Source organism: Nonomuraea sp. NPDC049655, from assembly GCF_044465465.1.
Lineage (GTDB): Bacteria > Actinomycetota > Actinomycetes > Streptosporangiales > Streptosporangiaceae > Nonomuraea.
In genome coordinates this window covers 177,808-202,386 of record NZ_JBITLS010000010.1, presented here as the reverse complement: position 1 = coordinate 202,386, position 24,579 = coordinate 177,808, and the positions used below count along the sequence as shown (strand labels likewise).

The following is a 24,579-nucleotide window of genomic DNA, read 5'->3' as shown; positions in this document are numbered from 1 at the left end:
GGGGAGGAGGGCGCAAGATCGCCTGGTCGGGGCTCGTGCCGCCGGAAGTTATTGCAAGATTTTCCTCTTGAGGGTGGAATGCGTCACATTTCGTGATCCGGGCGTGTCGGCGCCCTGGTCGGGGCCCCTTTCGCGCCATCTCTCCAGCCCTTCGGGGGTCAGGAAGGCGTCGAACACCGACTCCATGGCCCCCAGCAGGGCCGCGCGCCAGCCCAGCGCGGCGGCCTCGATCCGGGGCGGACGCTCCCGCCGGATGGCCATCAGCGCGGGCCGGCAGGAGTCCGTCAGGGCCTCGCCCGCGCGCTCCAGCAGCGCGACGCCGTGCCCGGAGAGTGTGACGACCTCGGGGTCGTGCGCGTTGACCAGGGCGGCGATGCCCCGGCCGAGCGCGCGGGCCCCGGCCTCGACCGCCTCCGGGCTGCTTGCCAGCACCTCCTCCGCCTGCGCGCGGCCCCGGCCGCCGCCGTGGGCCAGGCCCACGTGGCGCAGCAGCGCGTTCGCGCCCACCTCCTGGCCCCAGCAGCCGGTCGCGCCGCACGCGCACGGCCGGTCGCCGCCGCCCAGCGGCATGTGGCCGAACTCGGCGCCGGGGCCGCTCGCGCCGTCCAGCGGCCGGCCGTCCACGACGAGGACGCCGCCGAGGTCGAAGTCCACGTGCAGGTGCAGGCCCACCCGCACGCCGCGCAGCCGTCCGCGCCGGGCCTCGGCCAGGGCGGCCAGGCCCGTGTCGTTGCCCACCAGGACCGGGTCCGGGCCGGCCGGCCGCCAGGCGAGGCCCAGCAGGCGGGGCACGTCCACCGACCGCCAGCCCAGGTGGGCGATGTCCACCAGCCCGTCGTGCCGGACCGGGCCGGCGAGGGCCACCCCGAGGCCGACCACCCGCCGCGACAGGTGGTCGGCCACCGCCTGGCCGAGCGAGGCCAGGGCGCCCTCCGGGGTGCCGTCGTGCGGCTGGACCTCCAGCACGCTCACCCGTCCGCCCAGCTCGCACGCCGCCAGCTCCCAGGCGTCCTCGCGCACGTCGGCGGCCAGGGCCAGCGGGCCCAGCGGGTGGGGGCCGGGCACCTGGGTGGGCCGTCCCCTGGGGTGCCCGGCGGCCGGCTCGGCGGCGGGCTCCTCGTGCAGCAGGGCGTCCTCGGCCAGGCCGGCGACCAGCACCGACGCCGTGCCCCTGGCCAGGTTGAGGTCGCGGGTGAGCTGCGACCTGGTACGGGTCGCCGCGCAGTCGTGCACCGCGCGCAGCAGCCTGACCCGGTTGTGCGCGCGAAGTTCGCCGCTCGTCGTAGCACTTTTCACAACTCCCAGCTTATGCTCTAGACGTGAACAAAAGCCTCATTGATGCCAGACGGGCACGTGTCGGAGTCTTCGGTCTCTTCTCCCTGAGCGGATTCGTGATGGGTCTGTGGGCGGCCGGCCTGCCCTCGTTGAACGACCGCCTCGGCCTCGGCGCCGCCAGGCTGGGCACCGTCCTGTTGCTGATCTCCGGCGGCGCGCTGGTGTCGATGCTGGTGGCCGGGCGGCTGGTGGACAGGTGGTCCAGCCGGCGGGTGTCCTGGATCGGCGGGCCGCTGTCGGCCGTGCTGCTCCTCGGGCCCGCGCTGGCCCCCTCGTACGGGCCGCTGATGGCGCTCGCGCTGGCGTTCGGGATGGGGCTGGGGGTGGTCGAGGTCGCCATCAACGCCCACTCCGTCGAGGTCGAGCGGGTCTACGGCCGGCCCGTCATCTCGGCCTTCCACGGCACGTGGAGCCTGGGCGGGGCGGCCGGGGGCGTGCTGACGTCCCTGGCGCTGCGGGCGTCGGTCGACCCGCAGGCGCTGCTGGTGGCGGGGGCGGTCGTCGTCCCGTTCCTGTACCTGCTGGCCTGCCGCCTGCTGCTGCCCGACGCCGCCCGGCAGGCCGGCGAGCAGGCCGACGGCGGCGAGGGCGCCGGCACGCTGAAGTGGGCGCTGATCGCGCTGCTCGGGGTGGCGGCCTTCGCCGGGCACCTGAGCGAGGGCGCGGCCATCGACTGGGCCGCCCTGCACGCCCGCTGGGTGCTGCACACCGACCCGGCCGACGCGCCGCTGGCCTACACGATCTTCTCGGTCGCGATGACGACCGTCCGCCTGCTCGGCGACCCGATCAGGGCCAGGCTGGGCTCGGTGCGCACGATCCAGCTCGCCGGCGGCTTCGCCACCCTGGGATACGTCCTGGTGCTCGCCGCCCCGGCGCTCGGCGGGCCGCTGCGCGTGGTGTGCGCGTGGACCGGCTGGGCGCTGGCGGGCGTGGGGCTGGCCACGGTCGTGCCGGTGCTGTTCAGCGCGGTCGGCGCGGCGGGCGGACCGGTGGGGCGCGCGCTGGCCATGGTGACGGCCTTCGGCTACAGCGGGCTGCTGCTCGGCCCGGCGGTCCTCGGGTACGTGGCCGAGGCCACGGAGTCGCTGCCGGTCGCCCTGATCATCCCGGCCGTCCTGGCCGCCGTCGTCGCGCTCAGCGGCGCCCCGGGGATCCGCCTGCTCACGCGGCAGTCGCCGCCCGCCCCCGTCCCCGCCGAACGCCCCGCGTAGCGGCCGAACGTCCCACGCGGCCCCGAACGCGCCGCGCGGCCGCCGGGCGTTCCCTGGGATGCCCTGAGCCGCTCCTGACGCGCCCGCTTCCCCGAACCCGGGGGAGCGGGCGCTCTTCTTTCGTCCATATGCCCGCTGACCTGGCGTTATGGGATCGTGACTTGACCCGGAAGTGAGGGCCCGGTTTCATGTGCGAAACACGGTAAACGTTTACAGACACTTTCCCGTAAACGTTTACCTTCTTGGAAGGACAGCCTTGGCCGACGGACCCACGATCACCACGATCGCCGAGCGCGCCGGTGTCTCGATCGCCTCCGTCTCGCGGGTCCTCAACGGCCTGCCGACCAGGCAGGAGACCGTGCGCAAGGTGATGGCCGCCGCCGACGAGCTGGGCTACGTGCGCAACGCCGTGGCCAGGTCGCTCAAGTCCCGGCGCACCCACCAGGTCGCCTTCGCCATGGCCGACGTCGGCAACCCCGCCTACCTGGCGATGCTGCGCCAGATCCAGCCGGTGCTCAAGGCGGCCGGCTACCGGCTCGTCCTGCACTCGACCGACGCCGTCGTGGCCGACGAGATCGACGTGCTGCACAGTCTGGGCGAGCGGTACGTGGACGGGCTGATCATGAGCCCGCTCCGGGTCACCGACGCCCACCTGCAGATGCTGGCCGCGGCCAGGGCGCCCGTCGTGATCATCGGCACGGTGCCGGAGGGCACGCCGGTGGACAACGTACGGGCCGACTCGCGCACCGGCGTCAAGCTCGCCGTCGACCACCTGCACGCGCTCGGCCGCCGGCGCATCGCGCTGGTCAACGGCCCGCCCGACACCTGGCCAGGCGCCTCGCGCGGCGCGGCCTACCGCGAGGCGCTGGAGCAGCTCGGCCTGCCCTACGACGACGACCTGGTCCAGATCGGCGACTTCTACCGCGCGCAAGGGGGCCGCGCGGTGGCCGAGCTGCTGGACCGGGCGCCCGACGTCGACGCGCTGATGTGCGCCAACGACCTGATCGCGCTCGGCGCGCTCGACGTGCTGCGCGCCGCCGGCCGCCGGGTGCCCGAGGACGTGGCGGTGGTCGGCATGGACGACACCGACCTGGCCGCCGCGTCCTGGCCGTCGCTGTCGAGCGTCTCGCTCGGCTCGGCCGAACGCGGCAAGGCCGCCGCGGAGCTGCTGCTCGACCGCCTGAACGGCGACGACGCCGCGCCGCGCGTGATCACCGTTCCGCCGCGCCTGGTGGTGCGGGCCTCGACGGCGGGCGAGACCTACGGACATGAGGGAGGCAGGACGTGACCGCGACCGTGACGACGGCGGCACCGCCCCGGCGCCCGCCTTCCCGGCGGCGTCCCAAGTCGCGCGGGAACCGCGAGATGTGGCTGCTCATGCTGCCCGCGCTGGTGCCCGTCGCGCTGTTCAGCGTCGGCCCGCTGCTGTACGGCATCGGCCTGGCCTTCACCGACGCCCGCAACACGCGCGTGCACGAGACCAGCTTCGTCGGTCTGGAGAACTTCGGCCGGCTGCTCACCGACGACGACTTCTGGGCCTCCTTCCGGATCGGCGCGATCTGGTCGGTCTCGGTGACCGTGCTGCAGTTCCTGGCCGCGCTCGGCCTGGCGGTGCTGCTCAACCAGAACCTGCGCTTCAGGACCCTGGCCCGGGTGCTCGCGGTGGTGCCGTGGGCGATGCCGCCGGTGGTCATCGGCCTGATGTGGAAGCTCGTCTACCACCCCGACGCGGGCATCCTGAACAGCCTGCTCGGCACGCACGTCAACTGGCTGGCCGACTTCTCGCTCGCGCTGCCCGCGATCATCGTGGTGGGCGTCTGGACCGGCATGCCGCAGACCACCGTGGTCCTGCTCGCCGGACTCCAGGGCATCCCGAAGGAGCTCTACGAGGCCGGCGAGGTCGACGGCGCGGGCCGCTGGCGGCGGTTCTGGAGCATCACGCTCCCGCAGCTGCGGCCGGTGATCGTGTCGATCACCTCGCTCGACTTCGTGTGGAACATCAACCAGTTCGGCCTGGTCTACGTGCTCACCCAGGGCGGGCCCGGCGGCCAGACCCGGCTGCCGATGTTGTTCGCCTACGAGGAGGCGTTCCGCTACCGGATGGCCGGATACGCCTCGATGCTCGGCCTGGCCATGGCGATCGTCGTGCTCACGGTGCTCGGCCTGTACCTGTGGCGCCAGATGAGGGAGACCCGATGAGACGCGCCCCGCAGTACGTCGCGCTGGTCGCGTACATCGTCTTCCTGGCGTTCCCGCTGTTCTGGCTGCTGTCCACGGCGCTGAAGACGCCCCAGGAGATGGCGCTGGCCGACCCGACGTGGATCCCGCGCGAGCCGACCCTGTCCAACTTCTCCGACGCCTTCGGCGAGCAGGACCTGATCGGCGCGGCCGGCCGCAGCCTGGTCGTGGCGCTGTTCAGCAGCGTGATCACCGTGCTGATCTCGCTGCCGGCCTCGTACGCCATGGCCCGCTACCGCAGCCTGCTCAACAAGGTCGCGATCGGGTGGGTGCTGGTCAGCCAGGTCTTCCCGTTCATCCTGATCATCATCCCGCTCTTCATGATCCTGCGGGATCTGGAGCTGGTGAACACCCTGCCGGGGCTCGTCGTCGTGCACGTGACGTTCACGCTGCCGTTCGCGCTGTGGATGCTCCAGGGCTACGTGCGGGCCGTGCCGCGCGAGTTGGAGGAGGCCGCGGCCGTCGACGGCGCGACCCGGCTGCGCTCGATCGCCAGCGTGGTGGCGCCGCTGCTCGCGCCCGGCGTGGTGGCCACGCTGCTGTTCTCTTTCATCTCGTCGTGGAACGAGTTCCTGTTCGCGCTCGTGATCCTCCAGGACCCCGACGTGATGACACTCCCGCTCACGCTGGTGCGGTTCACCGGCCCTGAGGGGGTGGCCAGGCTCGGCCCGCTGGCCGCGGCGTCGCTCATGGCGACGATCCCGAGCCTGATCTTCTTCGCAATCATTCAGCGGCGACTGAAGTCCGGCCTGATGGCCGGCGCCGTGAAGGGCTAGTAGGAGGCTCATATGCGAATCAAGTCCGCATTGGCGGCGGCGGCCGTCGTCGCGTTCGCCGCCGCGTGTGGCGGCAGCGGAGGAGGGGGCGGTGGAGAGGCCGCCTCGTCCGGCGAGCCGGTGAAGCTCAACTTCCTCAGCCTGGCCTGGCAGAAGGAGTCCGTCGCGGCCAACAAGCAGATCGTCGACGAGTGGAACAAGGCCAACCCCAAGACCCAGGTCACCTACGTGCAGGGCAGCTGGGACAACGTCAACGACCAGCTCGTCACCCAGTTCGCCGGCGGCACCGCGCCGGACGTGATCCACAACGACTCGCCGGCGCTGGCCGGGTTCGCCTCCGACGGCTACCTGCTCGACCTGACGAGCAAGCTGCCCGCCGACCTCAAGGGCGACATCCCGCAGTCCGCCTGGGACACCGTCACCTTCAACGGCGGCAAGGGCGAGCAGGGCATCTACGGCGTGCCGTTCCTGCAGGAGTCGCAGGTCATCATCGCCAACAAGAAGCTCCTGGACGCCTCCAAGGTGCGCGTCCCCACCGCGGACAACCCGTGGACCTGGGACGAGTTCTCCGAGGCCGCCAAGAAGATGACCAAGGGCGGCACGTTCGGCGTGGCCTGGCCGATGAAGTCGCCGGTCAACAAGACGCTCAACCTGGCGCTCAACTTCGGCGGCACGTTCTTCCAGACCGCCGACGGCAAGACCACGGTCAAGGTCGGGCCTGAGGAGCGCGAGGTGCTCCAGCGCATCCACGACCAGCTCTACAAGGACAAGTCCGCCGACCCGGCCGCGCTCGGCCAGGGCACCGCCGACCCGCTGCCCGCCTTCTACAAGGGCAAGTTCGCGCTGCTGCCGGCCGGCGTGTACCTGCGCCAGCAGGTTGCCGAGCAGGCCCCGGACGACTTCGACTGGGTGACCCTGCCCGCGCCGAAGGGCACCAGCGCCCAGCAGGGCGCGGTCTCGCAGACGCTGTCGATCGCCCAGGACAGCAAGCACCCGGACGAGGCCATGAAGTTCATCTCGTTCTTCCTCAACGGCGCCAACCAGGCCAAGCTCGCCAAGGGCGACTGGCTGCTGCCGACCTCGCAGACGGCCGCCGCCGACCCGGCGATGACCACCCAGGACAACGGCTGGGACGTCGCCACCGCCTCCGCCAAGAACCTGGTCGTGGCCCCGTTCCTGAAGGTGAACGGCTTCGACGAGTGGAAGAGCAAGGTCGCCACGCCGGTCCTCCAGGAGTACTTCGCCAATAAGATCACCATCGACGACGCGGCCAAGCGGCTCGTCGAGGACGGCAACCAGGTCTTGGAGCGGTACCAGCAGTGACTCATCGCCTGAGGGCCCGGGGGTGTCTGCTCGGCCTGGCGGCCGGCGACGCCCTCGGCGCCCCCGCCGAGAACCTGTCGCCGTCGGAGATCCGGCGGCGGTGGGGCCGGCTCACCGAGATCGAGGGCGGCGGCACCGACGACACCGAGTACGCCATCTTCGCCGCCTCGCTGCTCGTCCGGCACGGGCACGCCCTGACCGCGGCCGACGTCGCGCGGGCGTACCGGCAGGAGATCATCCCGTCGGTGACCGGGCCGATGCGCGGCGCCGGCTTCTCCGAGCTGGGCACGATCGAAGCGCTCCGCCGGGGGCTGGAGCCGCCGCTGACCGGGCGCGTCCACCAGCACGGCTGGTCCGACGGGCTGGCCATGCGGGCGGCGCCGTACGGGATCTTCTGCCCCGGCGACCCGGCCGAGGCGGCCCGCCTGATCGAACAGGACGGGCTGGTCAGCGGGTCGGGCGAGGGCATACTCGGCGGCCGCGCGGTCGCCGGGGCCGTGGCCGCCGCCATGGCGGGCGGCACGCCCGCCGAGGCCGTGGCCGCCGCGCTGTCGGTGATCCCCGCCGACTCCTGGACGGCCCGCGCGATCGTCAGGGCGCGCGACGTGCTCGCGACGGGCGCGGACGACGACCTGGCCCTGATCGAGGCGCTGCACGAGGCCGTCGTGGTCCGGCACTACCCCTGGACCGACCTCGCGCCCGAGGCCGTCGCGCTGGCGCTGGGCGCCGTCCTGGCGGGCGGCGGCGAGGTGGAGGCCACGGTGACGTTCGGGGTCAGCCTGGGCCGGGACGCCGACACGATCGGCGCCATCGCCGGCGCGGTCGCCGGCGCGATCCAGGGAGAACAGGGCGTGCCCGGACGATGGGCCGCCCGGATCGGCCCGGTGAGCGGCAAATGCCTGCCCGTCGTGGCCGGAAGACACGTGCTGGACGTCGCCGACGAACTGGCGGAAGGACTGTAGATCATCATGTCGGGGGACAGAATCAGGGGGGCCTTCATCGGGCTCGCCGTGGGCGACGCCGCCGGCTGGCCCGCGGCCAGGCACCGCGCCGCCCTGCACGCGCCCTGGAGCCGGCGCCTGCACCGCGAGCTGGACGCCTTCGCCGAGGAGCACCGGGTCACCACGCTGCCGGTGCCGTTCGCGCTCAACCAGCCGATCGCGCCGCTGGCCGTCGGGCCGTCCGACGACGCCGAATGGCTGGCCTGGACGCTGCTGACGATCGACCGGCCGCGGGCCGCGGCGTTCCGGGAGCTGACCGGCGTCCGGGCGCGCATCTCGGTGGCCACCGCGCTGGACAACCTGGCCAGGGGCGTCGAGCCGCCGGCCTCCGGACACGACAATCCCCACCACTTCGACGACGCCGCCGCCGTACGGGCGGTCGCGTTCGGGGCTCTGGGCAAGGACCCGACCGAGGACGCCCAGGTGACCAACGCCGGCGACGGCCTGCTCGGGGCTCAGGCCATGGCCGCCGCCGTGGCCGCCGCGGTCGCGTCGGGCTCGGTGGGCCAGGCCGTGGAGGCGGCGCTCGCCGTCCTGCCCGGCGACACCGCCATCGGGCACAACGCCCGGGTGGCGCTGGCCGCGGCGCGGAAGGCGGGCGACCCGTTCGGCGCGGTGCCCGCGCTGGACGCCGCGCTGCTCGACCACGTCTACAGCTACGGCGTGGGCGCCGCCCAGACGGTGCCCGTCGCCTTGGCGCTGGCCGAGGCGGCGGGGGGCGACCTGGCCCGCGCCGTCCCGGCCGCCGCCTGCCTGTCGGCGCTCGCCGACTCGGCGCCCGCGCTGACCGGCGCGCTGGCGGGGGCCGCCAGGGGGTACGGCGCGATCCCGGAGGGGTGGCTCGCGCCGGCCCGCACGCTGGCGGGCTGCTGCCTGCCGGAGCTGGCGGGCAAGGATCTGATCGAACTGACGAAGGGAATCGCATGACGCCGCTTGAGGACAGGGCCACTGGCTGCGTGGCGGGGGCGGCGGTCGGTGACGCGCTGGGCGGCGCCACCGAGGGCTGGACTCCCGAACAGATCGTGGAGCGGTACGGGGGCCGCGTCGAGGGCATCGTGCCGCCGTACAACGAGGACTGGCGCAACGCCCGGCCGATCGCGCCGTACCACAAGGGCGACGGGCACATCACCGACGACACCCTGATGACGCACGCCCTGATCCGCGTGTACGAGAAGGTCGGCGGGCACCTGGGCGCGTACGCGATGGCCGACCACTTCGTGCCGGAGCTGATGGGCGAGCGGCGGTGGATCCCCGAGCTGGAGGCCGAGGCGCTGCCGCTGCAGCGGATCTTCCTGGCCGAGAAGTGGATCGTGGCCCGCCTGCACTACGGGCACGTCGACCCGCGCGAGGCCGGCGTCGGCAACATCGTCAACTGCGGCGCGGCCATGTACGTCGCGCCCGTCGGCATCGTCAACGCCGCCGACCCCGACGCCGCCTACGCCGAGGCCGTCGACCTGACCGGGGCCCACCAGTCCAGCTACGGACGCGAGGCCGCCGGCGTGATGGCCGCCGCCGTCGCCGAGGCCATGCGGCCGGGCGCCACGGTCGACTCCGTGGTCGCCGCCTGCCTGCGCCTGGCCAAGGACGGCACCCGCGCCGCCATCGAGGCGGTCTGCGAGGCCGCGGCCGGCGTCGGCCACTGGGACGGCTCCTTCGAGGTGCTGCGCGCGGCCGTACGGCCCTTCGACACGGTCGCCGACACCTACCGCGACCAGGGGCTCGGCGCGCGCCGGCCGAGCCGGGTGCACAGCATCGAGGAGCTGCCGCTGGCGCTGGGCTTCCTGGTCGCGGCCAAGGGCGACTTCCGCGACACCGTGCTCGGCGGCGTGAACTACGGCCGCGACGCCGACTCGATCGCCTCCATGGGCGGAGCGATCGCGGGCGCCCTCGGGGGGCTGTCCGCGGTGCCCGCGCAGTGGGTGGAGCAGGTGGGGGCGGCCAGCCGTACCGACCTGGTCGCGCCCGGCCTGACGATCGCCGAGGTGGCGCGCCGGGTGCACGCCGACGACCTGGCGCGGCGGCGCGCCCACGAGGCCGCCTTCGCCGAGCTGGACGCTCGATGATCAGGCTCACCTGGGTCCAGCCGGAGGACCTGGTCGGCCACGAGCTGCGCCAGGCCGGCGAGGACGGCAGGGGCGACCTGCCGCAGGTGCGCGAGCTGGCCGGACGGTGGCACGCGGCGGGCGGCCACGACGCCCCGCCGCGCGCCGGCGCCTCCGAGGCCGCCGCGGCCCGGCTGCGTCCCCTGGCCGAGAGCCTGCTGGACGAGCTGGCCGCGATCCCCTCGCCGCTGGCCGAGCCCTCCGACCTGGACGCCATCGTCGCCGCCTGCCCCGACTGGCCCGCGGCCGGGATCGCGGCCCGGACCGCGGCGAAGGCGGACCCGGCGCGGCTGCTGGGCGCCTGGCAGGGACGGGCGGCCGGCTGCGTGCTGGGCAAGCCGGTGGAGAAGATCCCGCGCGCGGGCATCAGGCAGATCGCCGAGGCCACCGGCAACTGGCCGATCACCGGCTGGTTCACCGCCGAGGGCCTGCCGGAGGAGATCGCGCGCAGGTGGCCGTGGAACCGGCGCAGCGCGGTCAACTCGCTGGCCGAGAACATCGACGGCATCCCCGAGGACGACGACCTCAACTACCCGCTGCTGGCGCTGTCCGTCCTGGAGCGCCACGGCCGTGGCTTCACCACCGAGGACGTCGCCAAGCTGTGGCTGGACGAGCTGCCGGCCGGCCGCACGTTCACCGCTGAGCGGGTCGCCTACCGCAACCTGCTCGACGGCTTCGAGCCGCCGGAGACGGCCACCCGCCGCAACCCGTTCCGCGAGTGGATCGGCGCCTTCATCAGGACGGACGTCTACGGCTGGGCCAACCCCGGCGACCCCGCCACGGCCGCCGAACTGGCCTGGCGCGACGCCCGGCTGACCCACACCGCCAACGGGATCTACGGCGCGATGTTCGTCGCGGCCATGTGCGCCGCCTCGCTGGTCGCCGGCTCGGCGCGGGAGGCCGTCGAGGCGGGCCTGTCGGTCGTGCCGCGCGACTCCCGCCTGCACGAGGCGGTCAGCCTGGCCGTCGCCGACGCCGTCCGCGAGCCGGACTTCGAGCGTGTCATCGACCTGCTGCACCAGCGGCATGGCACGCTGCACTGGGTGCACACGATCAACAACGCCGCGCTGGTCGCCGCCACGCTGATCCACGGCGCGGGCGACTTCACCGCCACGGTCGCGGGCGCGGTCGCCGGCGGCTGGGACACCGACTCGGCCGGGGCCACGGCGGGGTCCGTGGCGGGCGCGCTGAAGGGCGGCGTGCCGGACCGCTGGCTCATGCGCGACAGCCTGGCCAGCAGCCTGACCGGCTTCGACGGGGTGGGGCTCGGCGAACTGGCGCGACGTACACAGGAGATGATGGCCCCATGATCTCGGTTTTCGGCAGCGCCAACATGGACCTCGTCGCGTACGTATCCCAGGCCCCCAAACGGGGCGAGACGGTCACCGGTCACCGGTTCCGGACCGTGCCCGGCGGCAAGGGCGCCAACCAGGCCATCGCCGCGGCCCGCGCCGGCGCGCAGGTGGCCTTCCTCGGCGCGGTCGGCGACGACGCCTTCGGGGCCGAGATGCGCTCCACCCTGGCCGAGGCCGGCGTGGACGTCCGCGGCCTGCGCCAGGTGCCCGGCCCCAGCGGCATCGCGCACATCGTGGTCGACGACGCCGGCGGCAACTCGATCATCGTCGTGCCCGGCGCGAACGGCACCGTGACCGGGCCGTCCGGCGGCGACCTGGCCACGATCGCCGGGTCGCGGGCCCTGCTGCTCCAGCTCGAACTGCCCATGGAGGCCGTCGTGGCCGCCGCGGAGGCGGCCCGGGTCTCCGGGGTGCCCGCCGTCCTGACCCCGGCGCCCGCGCAGCCGCTGCCCGACGAGCTGCTCGACGCGGTCACCATGATCGTCCCGAACGAGCACGAGGCCGCCGACATCACCGGCCAGGCCGACCCCGACGCCGCCCTCGACGCGCTCCTCGAACGCGTCGAGGAGGCCGTCATCACACTGGGCTCGCGCGGCGCGCTCTACGGCGCGCGCTCGGGCGAGCGGCTGCGGGTGCCCGCGATCGAGGTCAAGGCCGTGGACACCACGGCCGCCGGTGACACGTTCGTCGGCGCGCTGGCGGTCGCGCGGGCCGACGGCCTGGCCCCGGCCGAGGCGCTGCGCTTCGCCTCGGTGGCGGCGGCGCTGTCGGTCCAGCGGGCGGGCGCCAGCACGTCGATGCCGGTCAGGGCCGAGATCGAGGACGCGTTGCGGGAGCTGTCCTAGCCCGTCCCTTGACGTCCGGCCGGGCGTCAAGGGACGCCGTCACGGGCAGGTGGGGGCCATGAACCGAAAGCCCGACGACCTGCCCGCGGCGGTGGGAGGCGTGGAGGGGGAGAGCGACGTGGTCGCCGAGCGGTCCGCCTCCGGATCGCCCAGGACCCGCCGCCCTCTGTCCGCGGACCCGCCCGACGAGCTGGAGGAGCCCGTCCCGGAGGAGCCGCCCGAGGAGGACGACGAAGGCGAGGACGTCATCCGCCCCGACGCCGGCCCCACCGCCTGACCTGCCGCCCGCCGGGACCGCCTGCCCCCGCGGTCGTCAGGCGCCGGGTTGCGTGTGCAGCCGGGCGAGGGTCTGCTCCAGCTCGGCCTGCAGCAGGTCGCCGGCCGCCGCCGCGTCGCCGTCGCGGACCGCCGCCACCAGCGCGGCGTGCGCGTCGTGCCCCGGATTGCGGTCGTGCCCGCGCAGCTCCAGCAGCCCCACCATGTCGATCAGCCCCTCCCGCAACGCCGGCGCGAACTCGGCGAACAGGTCCGTGAGCACCGGATTGCCCGCCGCCGCCACGACCGCCGCGTGCAGCGCGATGTCGGCGTCGACGAACGCCGCGTCGTCCTCGCCCGCCGCCCGTTCGCGGGCCTGGAGCGCGGCCTCCATCGCCGCGACGTCCTCGTCGGTACGCCGGGCCGCCGCCAGCCTGGCCGCCTGGGTCTCGACCATCATGCGGACCTCGTACACGTCGGTGATCGCGGCCCGCCGCAGCCGCGCCGGCCAGTCCTCGGCCGGCTCCGAGGCGATGACGAACACCCCCGAGCCCTGACGGGCCCGCACGAGCCCCGCCCCGGCCAGCGCCCGCAGCGCCTCGCGGACCGTGGACCGGCCCACCCCGAGCGTCTTGGCCAGCGCGTTCTCGCCGGGCAGCCGGGTGCCGACCGGCCAGTGGCCCTCGGTGATCTGCTCACGCAGGTGCTGGACGGCCTGGTCGACCAGGGGGCTGCGGCGGAGGGCGCCGAGCGGCATATCTACCTCTCAGGTTGTCTGAGGACCTGTGTTGTGGTTAGTGTAGCCGCCATGTCGTCGTACGGTCTCCTTCTTCTCGGCCGCCGCGGCGGGGCCTGACCGGACCGGCACCCCGCCGCGGCGTGCGAGGTGCTGCCGGTCGTCCGACCGCCGAAGAAGGAACGAAGACGTGTACGCATGGAACCGGCAGCGCCCCAGCGCGATGCCCTCTCACCGTTACCGGCCCGCCCACGAGCGGGTCGAGGTGCCCCTGACCGGCGAGCGCGCCTGGCCCTCGCGCCGCATCACCGCCGCCCCCCTCTGGGTCCCGGTCGACCTGCGCGACGGCAACCAGGCGCTGGCCGAGCCGATGGACCCGGCGCGCAAGCGACGCCTGTTCGACCTCCAGGTGCGCATGGGCTTCAAGGAGATCGAGGTCGGCTACCCGTCGGCCAGCAGGCTCGACTTCGACTTCCTCAGGGAGCTGGCCGAGCCCGGCGCGGTGCCCGACGACGTGACCGTGGTGGCCTTCACCGCCGCCCGGCAGGACCTGATCGAGCGCACCTTCGAGTCGATCCGCGGCCTTCCCGACGTGGTCGTGCACCTCTACACCGCGACCGCGCCCACCTGGCGGAACGTGGTGCTCGGCCACGATCGCGACGCCCTGCGCAAGCTCGTCCTGGACGCGGCCGGCCAGGTCGCCCGCCTGGCCGACGGGCTCCCCGTGCGCTTCGAGTTCTCGCCCGAGGTGTTCAACCTCACCGAGCCCGACTACGTGCTGGAGATCTGCAACGAGCTGACCGCCCTCTGGGACGCCTCCCCGGACCGCCCGGTGATCCACAACCTGCCCGCGACCGTCGAGATCGCCACCCCCAACGTGTACGCCGACCAGATCGAGTACATGCACCGCCACCTCGACCGCCGCGACTCGGTGATCCTGTCGGTGCACCCGCACAACGACCGCGGCACCGGCGTGGCCTGCGCCGAGCTGGCCGTGCTCGCCGGGGCGCAGCGGGTGGAGGGCTGCCTGTTCGGCAACGGCGAGCGCACCGGCAACGTCGACCTGGTGACCCTCGCGCTCAACCTGCACTCCCAGGGCGTCGACCCGATGATCGACTTCTCCGCCATCGACGAGATCCGGCGAGTCGTCGAGCACTGCAACCGCCTGCCCGTGCACGACCGCCACCCCTACGCCGGCGACCTGGTCTACACCGCCTTCTCCGGCACCCACCAGGACGCCATCGGCAAGGGCCTGGCCCACCACGCCGCGCGGGCCGCCGAGCTGGGCGTGCCGCCTGAGCAGGCGCCGTGGGAGGTGCCGTACCTGCCCATCGACCCGGCCGACGTGGGGCGCGGCTACCAGGCGGTCATCCGGGTCAACAGCCAGTCGGGCAAGGGCGGCATCGCGTACCTGCTGGGCGCCCGCCACGGCCTCGACCTGCCGCGCCGTCTGCAGATCGACTTCGCCGCGACGGTGCAGCGGGCCACGGACGACAGCGGCGAGGAGATCACCGCCGACGAGTTGCGGGCGCTCTTCCACGCCACCTACATCGCGCCCGGCGAGCGCTCCGGGTTCGCCTCCTGGCGCACGGCCGAGACCGCGCCGGGCACGCACGAGTTCGAGGGCGTCCTGGAGTCGGGGCGGGTGCTGCGCGGCACCGGCAACGGGCCGCTGTCCGCGCTGACCGCCGCGCTGGCCGGGGACGGCGTCGAGGTCGACGTCCTGCACTACGCCGAGCACGCCGTGGACCCGGGGACGGGCAGCAGCGCCGTCGCGTACGTGGAGGCCCGGGTCGGGGGCGTGATCGGCTGGGGCGCCGGTCAGGACACCTCCGTGCTCACCGCGTCGGTACGGGCGGTGCTGGCCGCCGTCGAACGGCTCAGTACGTCAGGTACATGACGCACTCGTCCCGGTAATGCAGGGTCCTCGACCGCAGCCGGCGCGGGTCGGCCAGCACGGCCCGGGAGACCGACGGCACGACGGAGCCGCGTACCGGGGCGAACAGCCGGGCCACGTCGGCGGGTGAGGCGCCCTGCGCGCCGAGCCCGGGAGCCAGGATCGGGCCGTTGAGGTCGGCCAGGGAGTGGTCGAGCGCGGGCAGCGTGGCGCCCATGACCACTCCCACCGGCCCGAACGGCTCGTGACCCGCGTTGGCCGCGGCGGCCCCGGCGATCACCAGGTCGGCCACCCGCTGCTGCAGCCCGGCCGCCGCCGGGTTGGAGGTGCGGGCCAGCACGAAGACGCCGGCGTCGTTGGCCACCGCCGAGGTGATCGCCACCTCCAGCGAGCCGAACCCCAGGTAGGGGCTGAGCGTCACCGCGTCGGCGGCCAGTGGGCTGCCCTGGTCGAGGTAGGCCTCGGCGTAGGCGGCCATGGTGGTGTCGACGTCGCCGCGCTTGACGTCGAGCAGCACCAGCGTGCCGGCCTCGCGCAGGTCGGCGATGGTGCGTTCCAGGACGGCGACGCCGCGGCTGCCCCAGCGCTCGTAGAAGGCCGACTGCGGCTTGACCACGGCGGCCACGTCGCTGATCGTGTCGGCCACCGTGCGGCTGAAGCGCTCAAGGCCGCCCGGTGAGTCGTCGAGGCCCCAGGCGTCGAGCAACGCCGGGCTCGGATCGATGCCCACACAGAGCGGGCCGAATTTGTCCAGCCTGGCACGCAGGCGTGTGCCGAACGACTCGTTCATCTAGGCCCCCTTGCGACCCTAACGCACACTAACCCGCCGCCGCCGGAAGCCGGAACGCATCGGCCCCGGATGATATGGCTCGTGCCGTGGGTCTTCCGGAAGCGGGCGCCTGGGTAGATGATGCGGCATGTACGAGATCGCCCAGCGGGTGCTGGTGCTGGAGACCGTCCCGCCGCGCGAGGTGACCGTCGCCGTCGGCATGCCGTACGAGGAGGCGGGGGAGTGGTCGTGCCCGTACCGGATCGACGGGCTGGCCGGATGGGAGCACGAGCGCCGGGCGACCGGGCGCGACTCGCTGGAGGCGGTCGAGGTGGCGCTGGCCATGGTGCGCGCGGCGCTGGCCGGCTCGCACGAGGCCAAGGAGGGCCTGCTCCGGCCGGACGACGCCCCGCCGGACCGCCAGCTCACCCGGACCGTGTACGTCAGCTGGAACAAGGAACAAGACATCGCCTATATCGCGATGAAGCACGAAATCGTGCCAGGTGAGGCGGTACGGCAGACCGTCTCGGAGGACGCCGTCCTCGACTACGGCGCCTCGGGCGACCTGCTGGGCCTGGAGCTGCTCAACGCCGCCACCCGCCTCCCCGCCGAGATGCGCCTCTGAGACCCACCGGACGCGCGACCGCTCAGCCCGTCAGCAGCCAGCGCCAGCGCGGCAGTTCCAGCACCACGGTGACCACCGCCAGCACCGTGACCACCGCCGCCACGACCGCGTGCCAGGCCACCCACGCCGCCGCCACCGCCACCACGAGCTGCAGGGCGACCAGCCCGACGGTCACGAACCCGGGCACGGCGACCAGCACGCCCCGCTTGTCGCCGGGCGTGGCGAACACCGTCGGCAGCCCGATCAGCACCACGACCGACAACACGGCCTGCCACACCGACCCGGGAAGCAGCGCCCACGGCGCCGCGACCCAGGCGACCAGCTCCGACGCGAACCGGAAGACGGAGGCGACCCGGTCGTCCGGACGCGGTCCGGACCGGGCGAAACGCCCCGATAGGGAAGACACGAGGGCACCCTACTCCTGCCCCCCTCCCGGCCGGGATCTACGGTGGGGACGTGACCTCCGCCACCCCGCCCCGCATCGTGGCCACCGATCTCGACGGCACCCTCCTGACCTCCGCCGGCGTCGTCTCCCCGCGCACCCGGCAGGCCCTGGGCCTGGCCCGCGCCGCCGGAGCGGAGATCGTCTTCGTGACCGCCCGCCCGCCGCGCTCCATCCACGCCATCGCCGGCCAGGCGGGCCTGACGGGCCTCGCGATCTGCAGCAACGGCGCCCTCCTGTACGACCTGGCCGCCGCGCGGATCGTGGCCAGCCGCACGATCGAGCCGCAGGCCGCCAGGAAGGTGGCCGACAGCCTGGCCGCGGCCCTGCCCGGGGCGGCCTTCGCCGTCGAGACCGGTACCGGCGTGCTCACCGAGGCCGGCTACACCAGACGGGTCGAGCACGACGTGGCGCACTACCGGGAGGTGGCCTCGGCGTGCGAGGCCGGCGAGCCGATCGTCAAGCTCCTGGTGCTCTCGCCCGCGCACACCCTCGACGAGATGTCGGCCCTGGCTGCGGCGGCCGTGGGGGAGCTGGCCGAGGTCACCCACTCCGGGGTGCCGGGGCTCCTGGAGGTCAGCGCGCTGGGCGTGACCAAGGCGGGCATGCTGGCCGAGCTGTGCCTGGCACGCGGGGTCGCGCCCGCCGAGGTGGTGGCGTTCGGCGACATGCCCAACGACCTGGCCGTGCTGGCCTTCGCCGGGGCCGGTTACGCGATGGCCAACGCCCACCCGCTGGTGCTGGCCACGGCCGGGCACCGCACGTCCTCCAACGACGAGGACGGCGTGGCCGAGGTCCTCGAACGCCTCTGCGGCTGACCCGGTCGACGTTCTCGAACGCCTCTGCGGCTGACCCGGTCGACGTTCTCGAACGCCTCTATGGCTGACCCGGCCGGGGTCCGGCGCCCGCCCGCCCCCGCGGGCGGGCGCCGGGGATCTCAGGCGTCGTCGTCCGACACCCTGGACGTGCCCTCGCACCCGGTGGGGGCGCCGCTCAGCACCGGCAGCAGGCCGCCGCAGGTGCTCACCGGGAGCGACACCGGCTCGACGATCTCGTCGTTGAAGACGACCACGTCGCCGATGAGCGGCCGCGGCCCCTGGGCAGGCGCCGCGGCCGAGGCGTACGCCGGCGCCGCCGACGCCGCCCAGCCCGCGCCGGCCAGCAGCCCCGCGCCGGCCGCCAGTGCGATCGCTAGGCGGCGGCGACCCGCTCCTGCGCGACGCCGCCGGGCTGCTGGTCCCGGTGCGCCTGCTGGACGTGCCGCCCGCCCGCCATGATGCGATCCATCACGGCCAGCGCCAGCGCCGAGACCACGAAGGTGAGATGGATCAATGTCTTCCATACGAGTTCCCTGTCGGTGATGGCCGGCCGGGCGGCGTTGATGAAGATCTGCAGGAGATGCACCCCCGAGATCCCGATGATCGCCATGGCCAGCTTGACTTTGAGGACGTTTGCATTGACATGGGACAACCACTCCGGCTGATCGGGATGGCCGTCGATGCGCAGCCGTGAGACGAAGGTCTCGTAGCCGCCGATGATGACCATGATCAGCAGGTTCGAGACCATCACGACGTCGACGAGCCCGAGGACGATCAGCATGATCGTGGTCTCCGGGGGGTTGCCGCCGAACCCGAGTTCGACCAGGTGGGCGAGTTCGACCATGAACCGCCACACGTAGACGACCTGGGCGACGATCAGCCCGAGGTAGAGCGGCGCCTGTATCCACCGGCTGAGGAACATGACGTAGCCGATGTGCTCCAGCGTGCTCCGCGGCCGGGGAGCGGACCCGGCCTCGGCCACGGTCAACTGTGGTGGCCTCACTACGACGTGAAGATGTTGACCCGGTCGACGATGGCCTGGACATTGATGTTCCCCGGATCGTTTCGGCCCCCTGACCCGAGGGCGATTGGGGGAACGGCGGCCGCCGCCGCCAGAGCGAGGACCGCTGCGCTGGTCAGGATTCGGAACTTCAATGGGGACTCCTCGACTGCTGCTGGTCGGGCACGGGGATTGCGCTGTCGGAGCTGTCGGAGCTGTCGGAGGGGGGGCAGGGCCGGTGGCGGGGGTGCGGCGTGGCTCGCTGCACCGCCCGCGCGGTGGCCGGCCGGTCAGGGATGCAGGCAGCCCGCCGCGGGGATCTCGGTCGGCGCCTGGGGGGCCGCCGGGTCCACCAGGGCGGCCAGGCCCGCGGCGGCCTCGGCCGCGCACGGGACCGCGGTGGCGGGATCGACGACGGCGTACGCGGGCGCCGCGAAGAGGGCGGCGGCGAGGGCCGCGGTCAGCGCGCCTCCGATGACGGCGGCGCGGCGGCGTTGGACGTCAGGCATGAGTACCTCCTGGGGATGGTGGGATCAACCACCGACTTGCTACCCAGAGTAATTACTCAGTAACGCTGCGTTAAAGAATCCTCATGAAGCGGGGGAGTTCGAGTCCGTCCAGCGGTCCTGGGCGTCCATGACGTCCTCGGCGTGGTCGTGGGCCCACACGCCGAACGCCTCGATCGGGCCGAGCAGGGAGCGGCCCAGGTCGGTCAGCGCGTACTCGACGCGGGGCGGGGCCTCGGCGTAGGCCCGGCGGGCGACCAGCCCGTTGAACTCCAGGCGGCGCAGTGTCTCCGTGAGCACCTTGGGGCTGATCCCGCCGATCTGCGCGCGCAGCTCCCCTGGACGGCACGGGCCGTGGCGCAGCGACCAGACGACGACCGCGTTCCAGGTGTTGGCGATCAGGTCGAAGGCCAGTCTGGCCTGGCAGTCGGCGAGGAACACGTAACGCCTCCGATAGGCACCGATCGGTGCGTGACGGGATTTCTAGAGTCCTTGTCCTAGTAAAGCCCTTTCGCAGCACGGAGGACGACATGAAGATCGGGATTCTGGGCGCCGGCGGCATGGCCGACGCGCTCGGCACGCAGTGGATCAGGGCCGGGCACGAGGTGACGGTCAGCGGACGCGACCCCGAGCGCGCCCGTGCCCGCGCGGAGAGCATGAACGCCCAGGCCGGCCGCCCGGGGGCGCGGTGGGGGAGCTGGGCGGAGGCGGCCGCGTCCGGCGAGGTGGTGATGGTGGGCGTCCGGGAGGCGGGGCTGGGCGACGTGCTGGCCGCCGCCGGCCCGGCCTTGCGCGGCAAGCCGATCATCGACGTGACGAACGCCGCCGCCCCCGACAGGTACGACGTCACGCGTCCGCTCGCCCGCCGGATCGCCGACCTCACGGGCGGGCACGTGGTGAAGGCGTTCAACCTGTGCCACGTGGACGTGTGGCGGATGACGCCGCCCGTGTTCGGCGGCCGCCCGCTGGCGGTGCCCCTGTGCGGTGACGACGTCCGGGCGCTCGACCTGGTCCGGGGCCTGGTCCGCGACCTGGGCTGCACCCCGCTGGACGGCGGCGGCCTGGACCGGGCCGTGCAGCTGGAGGCGACGGCCGCGTTCGTGATCGGGCTCTGGTTCGGCGGCGCGGACGCCCAGGCGATCCTGCCCCCGCTGGCCTCCTCGGGAGCGCACGACCCGGCGTGAGCGTACGACCCGGCGTGAGCGTACAACCCGGCGTGAGCCCGCGCGGGCCTACGGCGGGCGTACGGCGGGCGTACGACGCTGGGCGTAGCGAGGATGACGACGGGCGGCGGATGCCCGGCTCCGGCGGCGGCGCGATCCTGGGGGCGTCCACCCGAGGTCGAAGGAGAGTCCAGTGGTCACCCAGGTCGTCAAGGGGAGCGGGTATCTGACCGCGTTCAAGGCCCTCGCCACGCTCAGCATGTTGTCGGTGCTCCTGCAGGCCGTCACGGCGGGGCAGCTCATGAGCGGGGCCGGCGCGGGCCTGCACGGGGCCGGGGCGGGCGCCGTCCACCTGCTCGGGCTGCTCCAGCTCGTCGCGGCCGTGCTGCTGTGGCGGCCGGGGCGCGGCGCGGGCTGGCCCGCGCTGGTCAGCCTTGGGGTGCTGCTGCTCGGGTTCCTGCAGTCGATGCTCGGCGGGTCGGGGGCGGTGGCCGCGCACGTGCCGCTGGGCATGACGATCTTCGGGCTCAGCGTGTGGCTCGTCGCCTGGGCCTGGCGCCGCTGACCTGCGCCGCTGACCTGCGCCGACTCCGTGCGCCGACTCCCTGCCCCGACCCCCTGCGCCGGCCTTCCCGGCGGGGGCGGTCGAGGGGGCGGTCAGGTCCCGGCGGGGTGGCGGGCCAGGTGGTCGGCCTGGCGCACCGGCTCGGGCAGGCGGTAGCGCGGCGTGAGCAGCAGGGTCTGGGACGTGGCGGTGTCCAGGCCGATGCGGTGGCCCTGGGAGACGTAGACCGGTCTGGTGTCCCGCCGCGTGCGCAGCGCCCTGCCCACCGTGACGCCCTCGTGGACGATCGGCGTCCAGTCCCCGCGCTCCCGGCCGGGCGGCTCGTGCTCGCCCACGAACGGCGTCTTGGCCACGCCGAGCGCGGGCAGGCCGGTCAGCACGCCGAGATGGCAGGCCAGGCCGAAACCGCGCGGGTGGGCCAGGCCGTGGCCGTCGCAGACCAGCAGGTCGGGGGTGACGGCGAGCCGTTCGAGCGCCTCCACCAGGGTGGGCAGCTCGCGGAAGGCGAACAGGCCGGGCACGTAAGGGAAGGCGGCCCGGCCGTGGGCCACCGCCCGCTCGACCGGTTCCAGCGTCGCCGCGTCCAGGACGACCACCGCCGCCGTCACCTCGTCGTCGCCGTGGTAGTGCACGTCGAGACCGGCCACCAGAGGGAAGTCCGTGGGCCCGGCGAGCTCCACGCGGCCGCGCAACCGGTCCTGGACGGCCTCGGCCTCGGCCGCGTCGGCCGGCCAGGCGTGAAGTCTGTCTACCCGCATTCCCCCCACGTTAGGGCCATTCATCCCACGCCCCGGCCACCGCCCGCCCCACCCGCCCCGGTCGCCCCGGTCGCCCCGGCCGTCGGGCACGCCGGGCCGCAGAGCGCCTCCGACTGCGAAGGCGGTAGGTCAGGCGTGGACGATCTTGGCGAAGCGGGTCGCCACCTCGCGCCAGATCGGCGTGGAGACCGGCTCGTCGGCCACCGCGCCCGCGTAGACCTCCGCGGGGTCGAAGCCGTCGGGCGTCCACTCGCGCACGCGCGCGGGCAGCACCTCGGGATGGAACTGCACCCCCCACGCCCGCTCGCCCACCCGGAACGCCTGGTAGGGGCAGGCGCGCGTCTCGGCCAGCCACACCGCGCCGGCGGGCAGCCGGGTGACGGCGTCCTTGTGGTGCTCGATCGCGGGCACCACCGGCGGCAGGCCCTGGAACAGCGGGTCGTCGGCCGCCTCGGGCCGGATCGTGACCGGCAGGCTGCCGTTCTCCGGCGCGCCGGTGTCGCCGGTCACCTCGCCGCCGGCCACCTCGGCCAGCATCTGGCCGCCCAGGCAGATGCCGAACAGCGGCACGCCGTCCGCCAGCGCCTGGCCCACCAGCCGGCGGGCATCGGCCAGCCACGGGGCCCGGTCGTCCTCGGAGGGCAGGTAGCCGCCGCCGAGCATGATCATGGCGTCGTGCCGGTCCAGCCGGTCGGGCAGCGGGGCGCCCTCGTGCGCGAGCACCACGTCGAGCCGCAACCCGGCCTCCTCCAGCCAGTCGCCGAGCCGGCTCGGGCCGCCGCTCCTGCTGTTCTGCACGATCAGGACGTCACCCATCGATGGTCTCCACTCTCGGATGTCGGGGCTCAGGGCAGGTTCGCCGCGCGGGCGGTGTGGCGCAGCAGCAGCGCGGTCGTCACCGGGCCGACGCCGCCGGGCACCGGGGTCAGCGCGCCGGCCACCTCCGCGACCGCCGCGAAGTCGACGTCGCCGGTGAGCCCGCCGTCGTCGGTCGGGTTGGTGCCCACGTCGATGACCACCGCGCCGGGCGCGACGTGCGCGGCGCCGATCAGCCCGGCGCGGCCGACGGCGGCCACCAGCACCTCGGCCCCGGCGGTGACGGCGGCCAGGTCGCGGGTGCGCGAATGGCAGACGGTGACCGTGGCGTGCCGGTCGAGCAGCAGATGGGCCAGCGGCTTGCCGACCACGGTCGAGCGGCCGACGACCACCGCCCGCCGCCCTTCGAGCGGCACCTCGTAGTGGTCGAGCAGGGCCATGACGGCCGCCGCCGTGGCGGGCGGGAACGCGGGCAGCCCGGCGGCCAGGCGGCCGAGCGAGAGCGGGTTCGCGCCGTCGACGTCCTTGCGCGGGTCGATGGCGGCGGCCAGCTCCTGCGCCGAGGCCCCGGCGGGCAGCGGCGTCTGGAGCATGACCCCGTGGACGGCGTCGTCGGCGCTGAGCCCGGCCAGCGTCTCGTGGATCCTGCCGGGGTCGGCGTCGGCGCCGAGGTCGACGATGTCGCAGGCGACGCCGACGCCCGCGGCGGCCTTGGCGATCGAGCGGACGTACCACAGGCTGGCCTCGTCGGCCGTCGCCACCACGACGGCCAGCCTGGGCTGCGGCCCGGCGGCGGCCTCGGCCTGCGTCTGGGCCTTGATCGCGGTGGCCAGGTCGCGGCCGGTCAGCGTCCTCATCGGGCGATCTCCTCGCGTACCCCGGCGGTGATCCGGTCGGCCGTGGCGACGGCCGTCTCGACGCCCGCCAGGCGGGCCGTCAGCTCCTCGCGGACCTGCTCGTCCTTGATGCCCCGCAGGTTGACCTCGACGTTCACCCGGGCGGTGGTGAGCGCGGCGCGGGCGGCCTCGGCCGCGGCGGCGACGTCGGTGACGACGTTGCGGTTGCCGATCGGCAGCAGCAGCTCGCAGAGCTCGACCAGGCGCGTGGCGGCCGCCACCACCAGGGCCGGGGGCTCGGCCGCGCCGGCCAGGGCGCGGGCGATGGAGACGCTGCGCTCCTCGCCCTTGGGCAGCCGGTAGGCGTCGGAGACCGCGGTGAAGGCGGCCGCGTCTTCCTCGGCCAGCCGCAGCGTCCGCGCGCGGAGGGCGTCGGTCTCCTCGATCACCGCGGTGACCGTCTCGGCGTGTTCGGCGTACCGCTCGCCGGTGGTGTAGCGGGCCACCATGCCGAGCAGCGCCGCGGACTGGGCCGCGTGCAGGGCGGCGGTGGCCCCGCCGCCGGGGGCGGGCACCTTGTCGGCCAGCTCGGCCAGGAAGTCGACGATCTTCGAGTCGCGCATGGCCGCATTCTGCCAGGCCCGGCCGGGCTCACTCGCGGTGCATCGGCCTGGTGACGTCGTGCGGCGTGCCCTGCGGCAGGTACGGCGACCCCGCCGAGCCGTACTCGGAGGCGTAGGCCGACGGCCGCGCCGGGGACCGCCACCGCGACGGGAAGGCCGACACGACCAGCAGCGCCACGCCGAGGAACAGCATGACCCCGGTGTAGATCGTGGTCTGCAGGCCCGCTCCCAGGCTGCCGGTGACCAGCCCGTCGGGGAGGACGCGGAACCCGGCGCCCAGCTCCACCGCGGGCACCAGGCCGAGCGCGGTGTAGGCCAGTCCGCCGAGCAGCGAGGCGATCGGTGACAGGCGCGAGCCGGCCAGGAACGCCAGACCGGCCCCGGCCGCCGCGATCACGGCCAGCCCGATCCAGGAGACCCTGAACCGCGTGGCCATGGTCAGGCCGAGCTCGCCGATGCCGTACATGAGGCAGGCGGCGATCAGCGGCGGAAGGAGCAGCCCCGCGACCACTCCCAGACCATGACGGGCACCGTTGGACATGATCAACCCCGTTTGTTCGGCTTGTGCACCAACCTACCCTGAT

29 protein-coding genes are annotated in these 24,579 nt (G+C 74.0%); 16 read left to right on the top strand and 13 right to left on the bottom strand.

What is annotated here, in order from left to right; translation table 11 throughout:
- Positions 1-48: 48 nt before the first annotated feature.
- Entirely contained in the window at positions 49-1,296 is a 1,248-nt protein-coding gene (locus ACIBQ6_RS30685) for an ROK family protein (protein WP_397216102.1), read from the bottom strand.
- A 23-nt stretch (positions 1,297-1,319) separates the two neighbouring features.
- Here ACIBQ6_RS30685 and ACIBQ6_RS30680 point away from each other — a divergent pair, with 23 nt between their 5' ends.
- The 11 genes from ACIBQ6_RS30680 to ACIBQ6_RS30630 all read left to right on the top strand — a co-directional run bounded on the left by ACIBQ6_RS30680 (position 1,320) and on the right by ACIBQ6_RS30630 (position 12,463).
- Complete coding sequence (locus ACIBQ6_RS30680; RefSeq protein ID WP_358285525.1) at positions 1,320-2,546, top strand: MFS transporter; 1,227 nt, start codon at positions 1,320-1,322, stop codon at positions 2,544-2,546.
- A gap of 256 nt (positions 2,547-2,802) precedes the next feature.
- Complete coding sequence (locus tag ACIBQ6_RS30675) at positions 2,803-3,834, top strand: LacI family DNA-binding transcriptional regulator (RefSeq protein WP_352361218.1); 1,032 nt, start codon at positions 2,803-2,805, stop codon at positions 3,832-3,834.
- Positions 3,831-4,745, top strand: a complete 915-nt coding sequence (locus ACIBQ6_RS30670) for a sugar ABC transporter permease (protein WP_357964307.1) — start codon at positions 3,831-3,833, stop codon at positions 4,743-4,745. Before ACIBQ6_RS30675 ends, ACIBQ6_RS30670 begins: the two co-directional genes overlap by 4 nt.
- Entirely contained in the window at positions 4,742-5,560 is an 819-nt protein-coding gene (locus ACIBQ6_RS30665) for a carbohydrate ABC transporter permease (RefSeq protein ID WP_357706637.1), read from the top strand. Before ACIBQ6_RS30670 ends, ACIBQ6_RS30665 begins: the two co-directional genes overlap by 4 nt.
- A 12-nt stretch (positions 5,561-5,572) precedes the next feature.
- Entirely contained in the window at positions 5,573-6,883 is a 1,311-nt protein-coding gene (locus tag ACIBQ6_RS30660; RefSeq protein WP_352361224.1) for a sugar ABC transporter substrate-binding protein, read from the top strand.
- Complete coding sequence (locus ACIBQ6_RS30655) at positions 6,880-7,845, top strand: ADP-ribosylglycohydrolase family protein (protein ID WP_358285530.1); 966 nt, start codon at positions 6,880-6,882, stop codon at positions 7,843-7,845. The genes ACIBQ6_RS30660 and ACIBQ6_RS30655 overlap by 4 nt, the downstream gene beginning before the upstream one ends.
- 6 nt (positions 7,846-7,851) lie before the next feature.
- A complete protein-coding gene (locus tag ACIBQ6_RS30650; protein WP_358285532.1) occupies positions 7,852-8,811 on the top strand; it encodes an ADP-ribosylglycohydrolase family protein in 960 nt (319 codons plus the stop codon).
- Positions 8,808-9,947 (top strand): ADP-ribosylglycohydrolase family protein, encoded by a 1,140-nt coding sequence (locus ACIBQ6_RS30645; protein ID WP_397216099.1) that lies wholly within the window; start codon positions 8,808-8,810, stop codon positions 9,945-9,947. The genes ACIBQ6_RS30650 and ACIBQ6_RS30645 overlap by 4 nt, the downstream gene beginning before the upstream one ends.
- Positions 9,944-11,296 (top strand): ADP-ribosylglycohydrolase family protein, encoded by a 1,353-nt coding sequence (locus tag ACIBQ6_RS30640; protein WP_397216097.1) that lies wholly within the window; start codon positions 9,944-9,946, stop codon positions 11,294-11,296. Before ACIBQ6_RS30645 ends, ACIBQ6_RS30640 begins: the two co-directional genes overlap by 4 nt.
- Positions 11,293-12,186, top strand: a complete 894-nt coding sequence (gene rbsK / locus ACIBQ6_RS30635) for a ribokinase (protein WP_358285538.1) — start codon at positions 11,293-11,295, stop codon at positions 12,184-12,186. The genes ACIBQ6_RS30640 and rbsK overlap by 4 nt, the downstream gene beginning before the upstream one ends.
- Positions 12,187-12,244: 58 nt before the next feature.
- A complete protein-coding gene (locus ACIBQ6_RS30630) occupies positions 12,245-12,463 on the top strand; it encodes a hypothetical protein (RefSeq protein ID WP_352361234.1) in 219 nt (72 codons plus the stop codon).
- 36 nt (positions 12,464-12,499) lie between these two features.
- Here the strand turns inward: ACIBQ6_RS30630 and ACIBQ6_RS30625 are convergent, their stop codons facing one another.
- Complete coding sequence (locus ACIBQ6_RS30625; RefSeq protein WP_352361236.1) at positions 12,500-13,198, bottom strand: FCD domain-containing protein; 699 nt, start codon at positions 13,196-13,198, stop codon at positions 12,500-12,502.
- Between the two features lie 202 nt (positions 13,199-13,400).
- Between ACIBQ6_RS30625 and ACIBQ6_RS30620 the strand changes: the two genes are divergently transcribed.
- Complete coding sequence (locus ACIBQ6_RS30620; RefSeq protein ID WP_397216344.1) at positions 13,401-15,077, top strand: 2-isopropylmalate synthase; 1,677 nt, start codon at positions 13,401-13,403, stop codon at positions 15,075-15,077.
- Here ACIBQ6_RS30620 and pyrF read toward each other — a convergent pair.
- Positions 15,058-15,864: an orotidine-5'-phosphate decarboxylase gene (gene pyrF, locus ACIBQ6_RS30615; protein WP_397216094.1), complete on the bottom strand. Its 807-nt coding sequence runs from the start codon at positions 15,862-15,864 to the stop codon at positions 15,058-15,060. The two genes, ACIBQ6_RS30620 and pyrF, sit on opposite strands and share 20 nt — an antisense overlap.
- A 127-nt stretch (positions 15,865-15,991) precedes the next feature.
- Between pyrF and ACIBQ6_RS30610 the strand changes: the two genes are divergently transcribed.
- Positions 15,992-16,468, top strand: coding sequence for a DUF2283 domain-containing protein (locus ACIBQ6_RS30610; protein WP_358285548.1), 477 nt, complete (start codon positions 15,992-15,994; stop codon positions 16,466-16,468).
- 22 nt (positions 16,469-16,490) lie between these two features.
- Here the strand turns inward: ACIBQ6_RS30610 and ACIBQ6_RS30605 are convergent, their stop codons facing one another.
- Positions 16,491-16,874, bottom strand: a complete 384-nt coding sequence (locus tag ACIBQ6_RS30605; RefSeq protein ID WP_358285550.1) for a hypothetical protein — start codon at positions 16,872-16,874, stop codon at positions 16,491-16,493.
- A gap of 50 nt (positions 16,875-16,924) precedes the next feature.
- Between ACIBQ6_RS30605 and ACIBQ6_RS30600 the strand changes: the two genes are divergently transcribed.
- Positions 16,925-17,728: an HAD hydrolase family protein gene (locus tag ACIBQ6_RS30600; protein ID WP_397216091.1), complete on the top strand. Its 804-nt coding sequence runs from the start codon at positions 16,925-16,927 to the stop codon at positions 17,726-17,728.
- Between the two features lie 119 nt (positions 17,729-17,847).
- On the opposite strand, the gene ACIBQ6_RS30595 is transcribed toward ACIBQ6_RS30600, so the two are convergent.
- From ACIBQ6_RS30595 to ACIBQ6_RS30580, 4 genes are all read right to left on the bottom strand, one after another.
- Entirely contained in the window at positions 17,848-17,982 is a 135-nt protein-coding gene (locus ACIBQ6_RS30595) for a hypothetical protein (protein WP_352361246.1), read from the bottom strand.
- Positions 17,983-18,101: 119 nt separating this feature from the next.
- Positions 18,102-18,710, bottom strand: a complete 609-nt coding sequence (locus tag ACIBQ6_RS30590; RefSeq protein ID WP_397216342.1) for a TIGR00645 family protein — start codon at positions 18,708-18,710, stop codon at positions 18,102-18,104.
- 308 nt (positions 18,711-19,018) lie between these two features.
- A complete protein-coding gene (locus ACIBQ6_RS30585; RefSeq protein WP_358285553.1) occupies positions 19,019-19,237 on the bottom strand; it encodes a hypothetical protein in 219 nt (72 codons plus the stop codon).
- Between the two features lie 81 nt (positions 19,238-19,318).
- Positions 19,319-19,675: a winged helix-turn-helix transcriptional regulator gene (locus ACIBQ6_RS30580; protein WP_397216089.1), complete on the bottom strand. Its 357-nt coding sequence runs from the start codon at positions 19,673-19,675 to the stop codon at positions 19,319-19,321.
- An 89-nt stretch (positions 19,676-19,764) separates the two neighbouring features.
- Between ACIBQ6_RS30580 and ACIBQ6_RS30575 the strand changes: the two genes are divergently transcribed.
- Together ACIBQ6_RS30575 and ACIBQ6_RS30570 are read left to right on the top strand one after the other, a co-directional pair.
- Positions 19,765-20,418, top strand: coding sequence for an NAD(P)-binding domain-containing protein (locus tag ACIBQ6_RS30575; protein WP_352361254.1), 654 nt, complete (start codon positions 19,765-19,767; stop codon positions 20,416-20,418).
- Positions 20,419-20,590: 172 nt separating this feature from the next.
- A complete protein-coding gene (locus tag ACIBQ6_RS30570) occupies positions 20,591-20,962 on the top strand; it encodes a hypothetical protein (protein WP_358285557.1) in 372 nt (123 codons plus the stop codon).
- 92 nt (positions 20,963-21,054) lie between these two features.
- On the opposite strand, the gene ACIBQ6_RS30565 is transcribed toward ACIBQ6_RS30570, so the two are convergent.
- From ACIBQ6_RS30565 to ACIBQ6_RS30545, 5 genes are all read right to left on the bottom strand, one after another.
- Positions 21,055-21,720, bottom strand: a complete 666-nt coding sequence (locus ACIBQ6_RS30565) for an endonuclease V (RefSeq protein ID WP_397216087.1) — start codon at positions 21,718-21,720, stop codon at positions 21,055-21,057.
- Positions 21,721-21,849: 129 nt separating this feature from the next.
- Positions 21,850-22,536, bottom strand: coding sequence for a type 1 glutamine amidotransferase (locus ACIBQ6_RS30560; RefSeq protein WP_358285562.1), 687 nt, complete (start codon positions 22,534-22,536; stop codon positions 21,850-21,852).
- A gap of 29 nt (positions 22,537-22,565) precedes the next feature.
- Positions 22,566-23,393 carry a bifunctional 5,10-methylenetetrahydrofolate dehydrogenase/5,10-methenyltetrahydrofolate cyclohydrolase gene (locus ACIBQ6_RS30555; protein WP_358285564.1) on the bottom strand — a complete coding sequence of 276 codons (828 nt, stop codon included), beginning with the start codon at positions 23,391-23,393 and terminating at the stop codon, positions 22,566-22,568.
- Complete coding sequence (locus ACIBQ6_RS30550) at positions 23,390-23,995, bottom strand: cyclodeaminase/cyclohydrolase family protein (protein WP_397216084.1); 606 nt, start codon at positions 23,993-23,995, stop codon at positions 23,390-23,392. The genes ACIBQ6_RS30555 and ACIBQ6_RS30550 overlap by 4 nt, the downstream gene beginning before the upstream one ends.
- Before the next feature lie 28 nt (positions 23,996-24,023).
- Positions 24,024-24,536, bottom strand: a complete 513-nt coding sequence (locus ACIBQ6_RS30545; RefSeq protein ID WP_358285567.1) for a hypothetical protein — start codon at positions 24,534-24,536, stop codon at positions 24,024-24,026.
- Positions 24,537-24,579 lie beyond the last annotated feature (43 nt).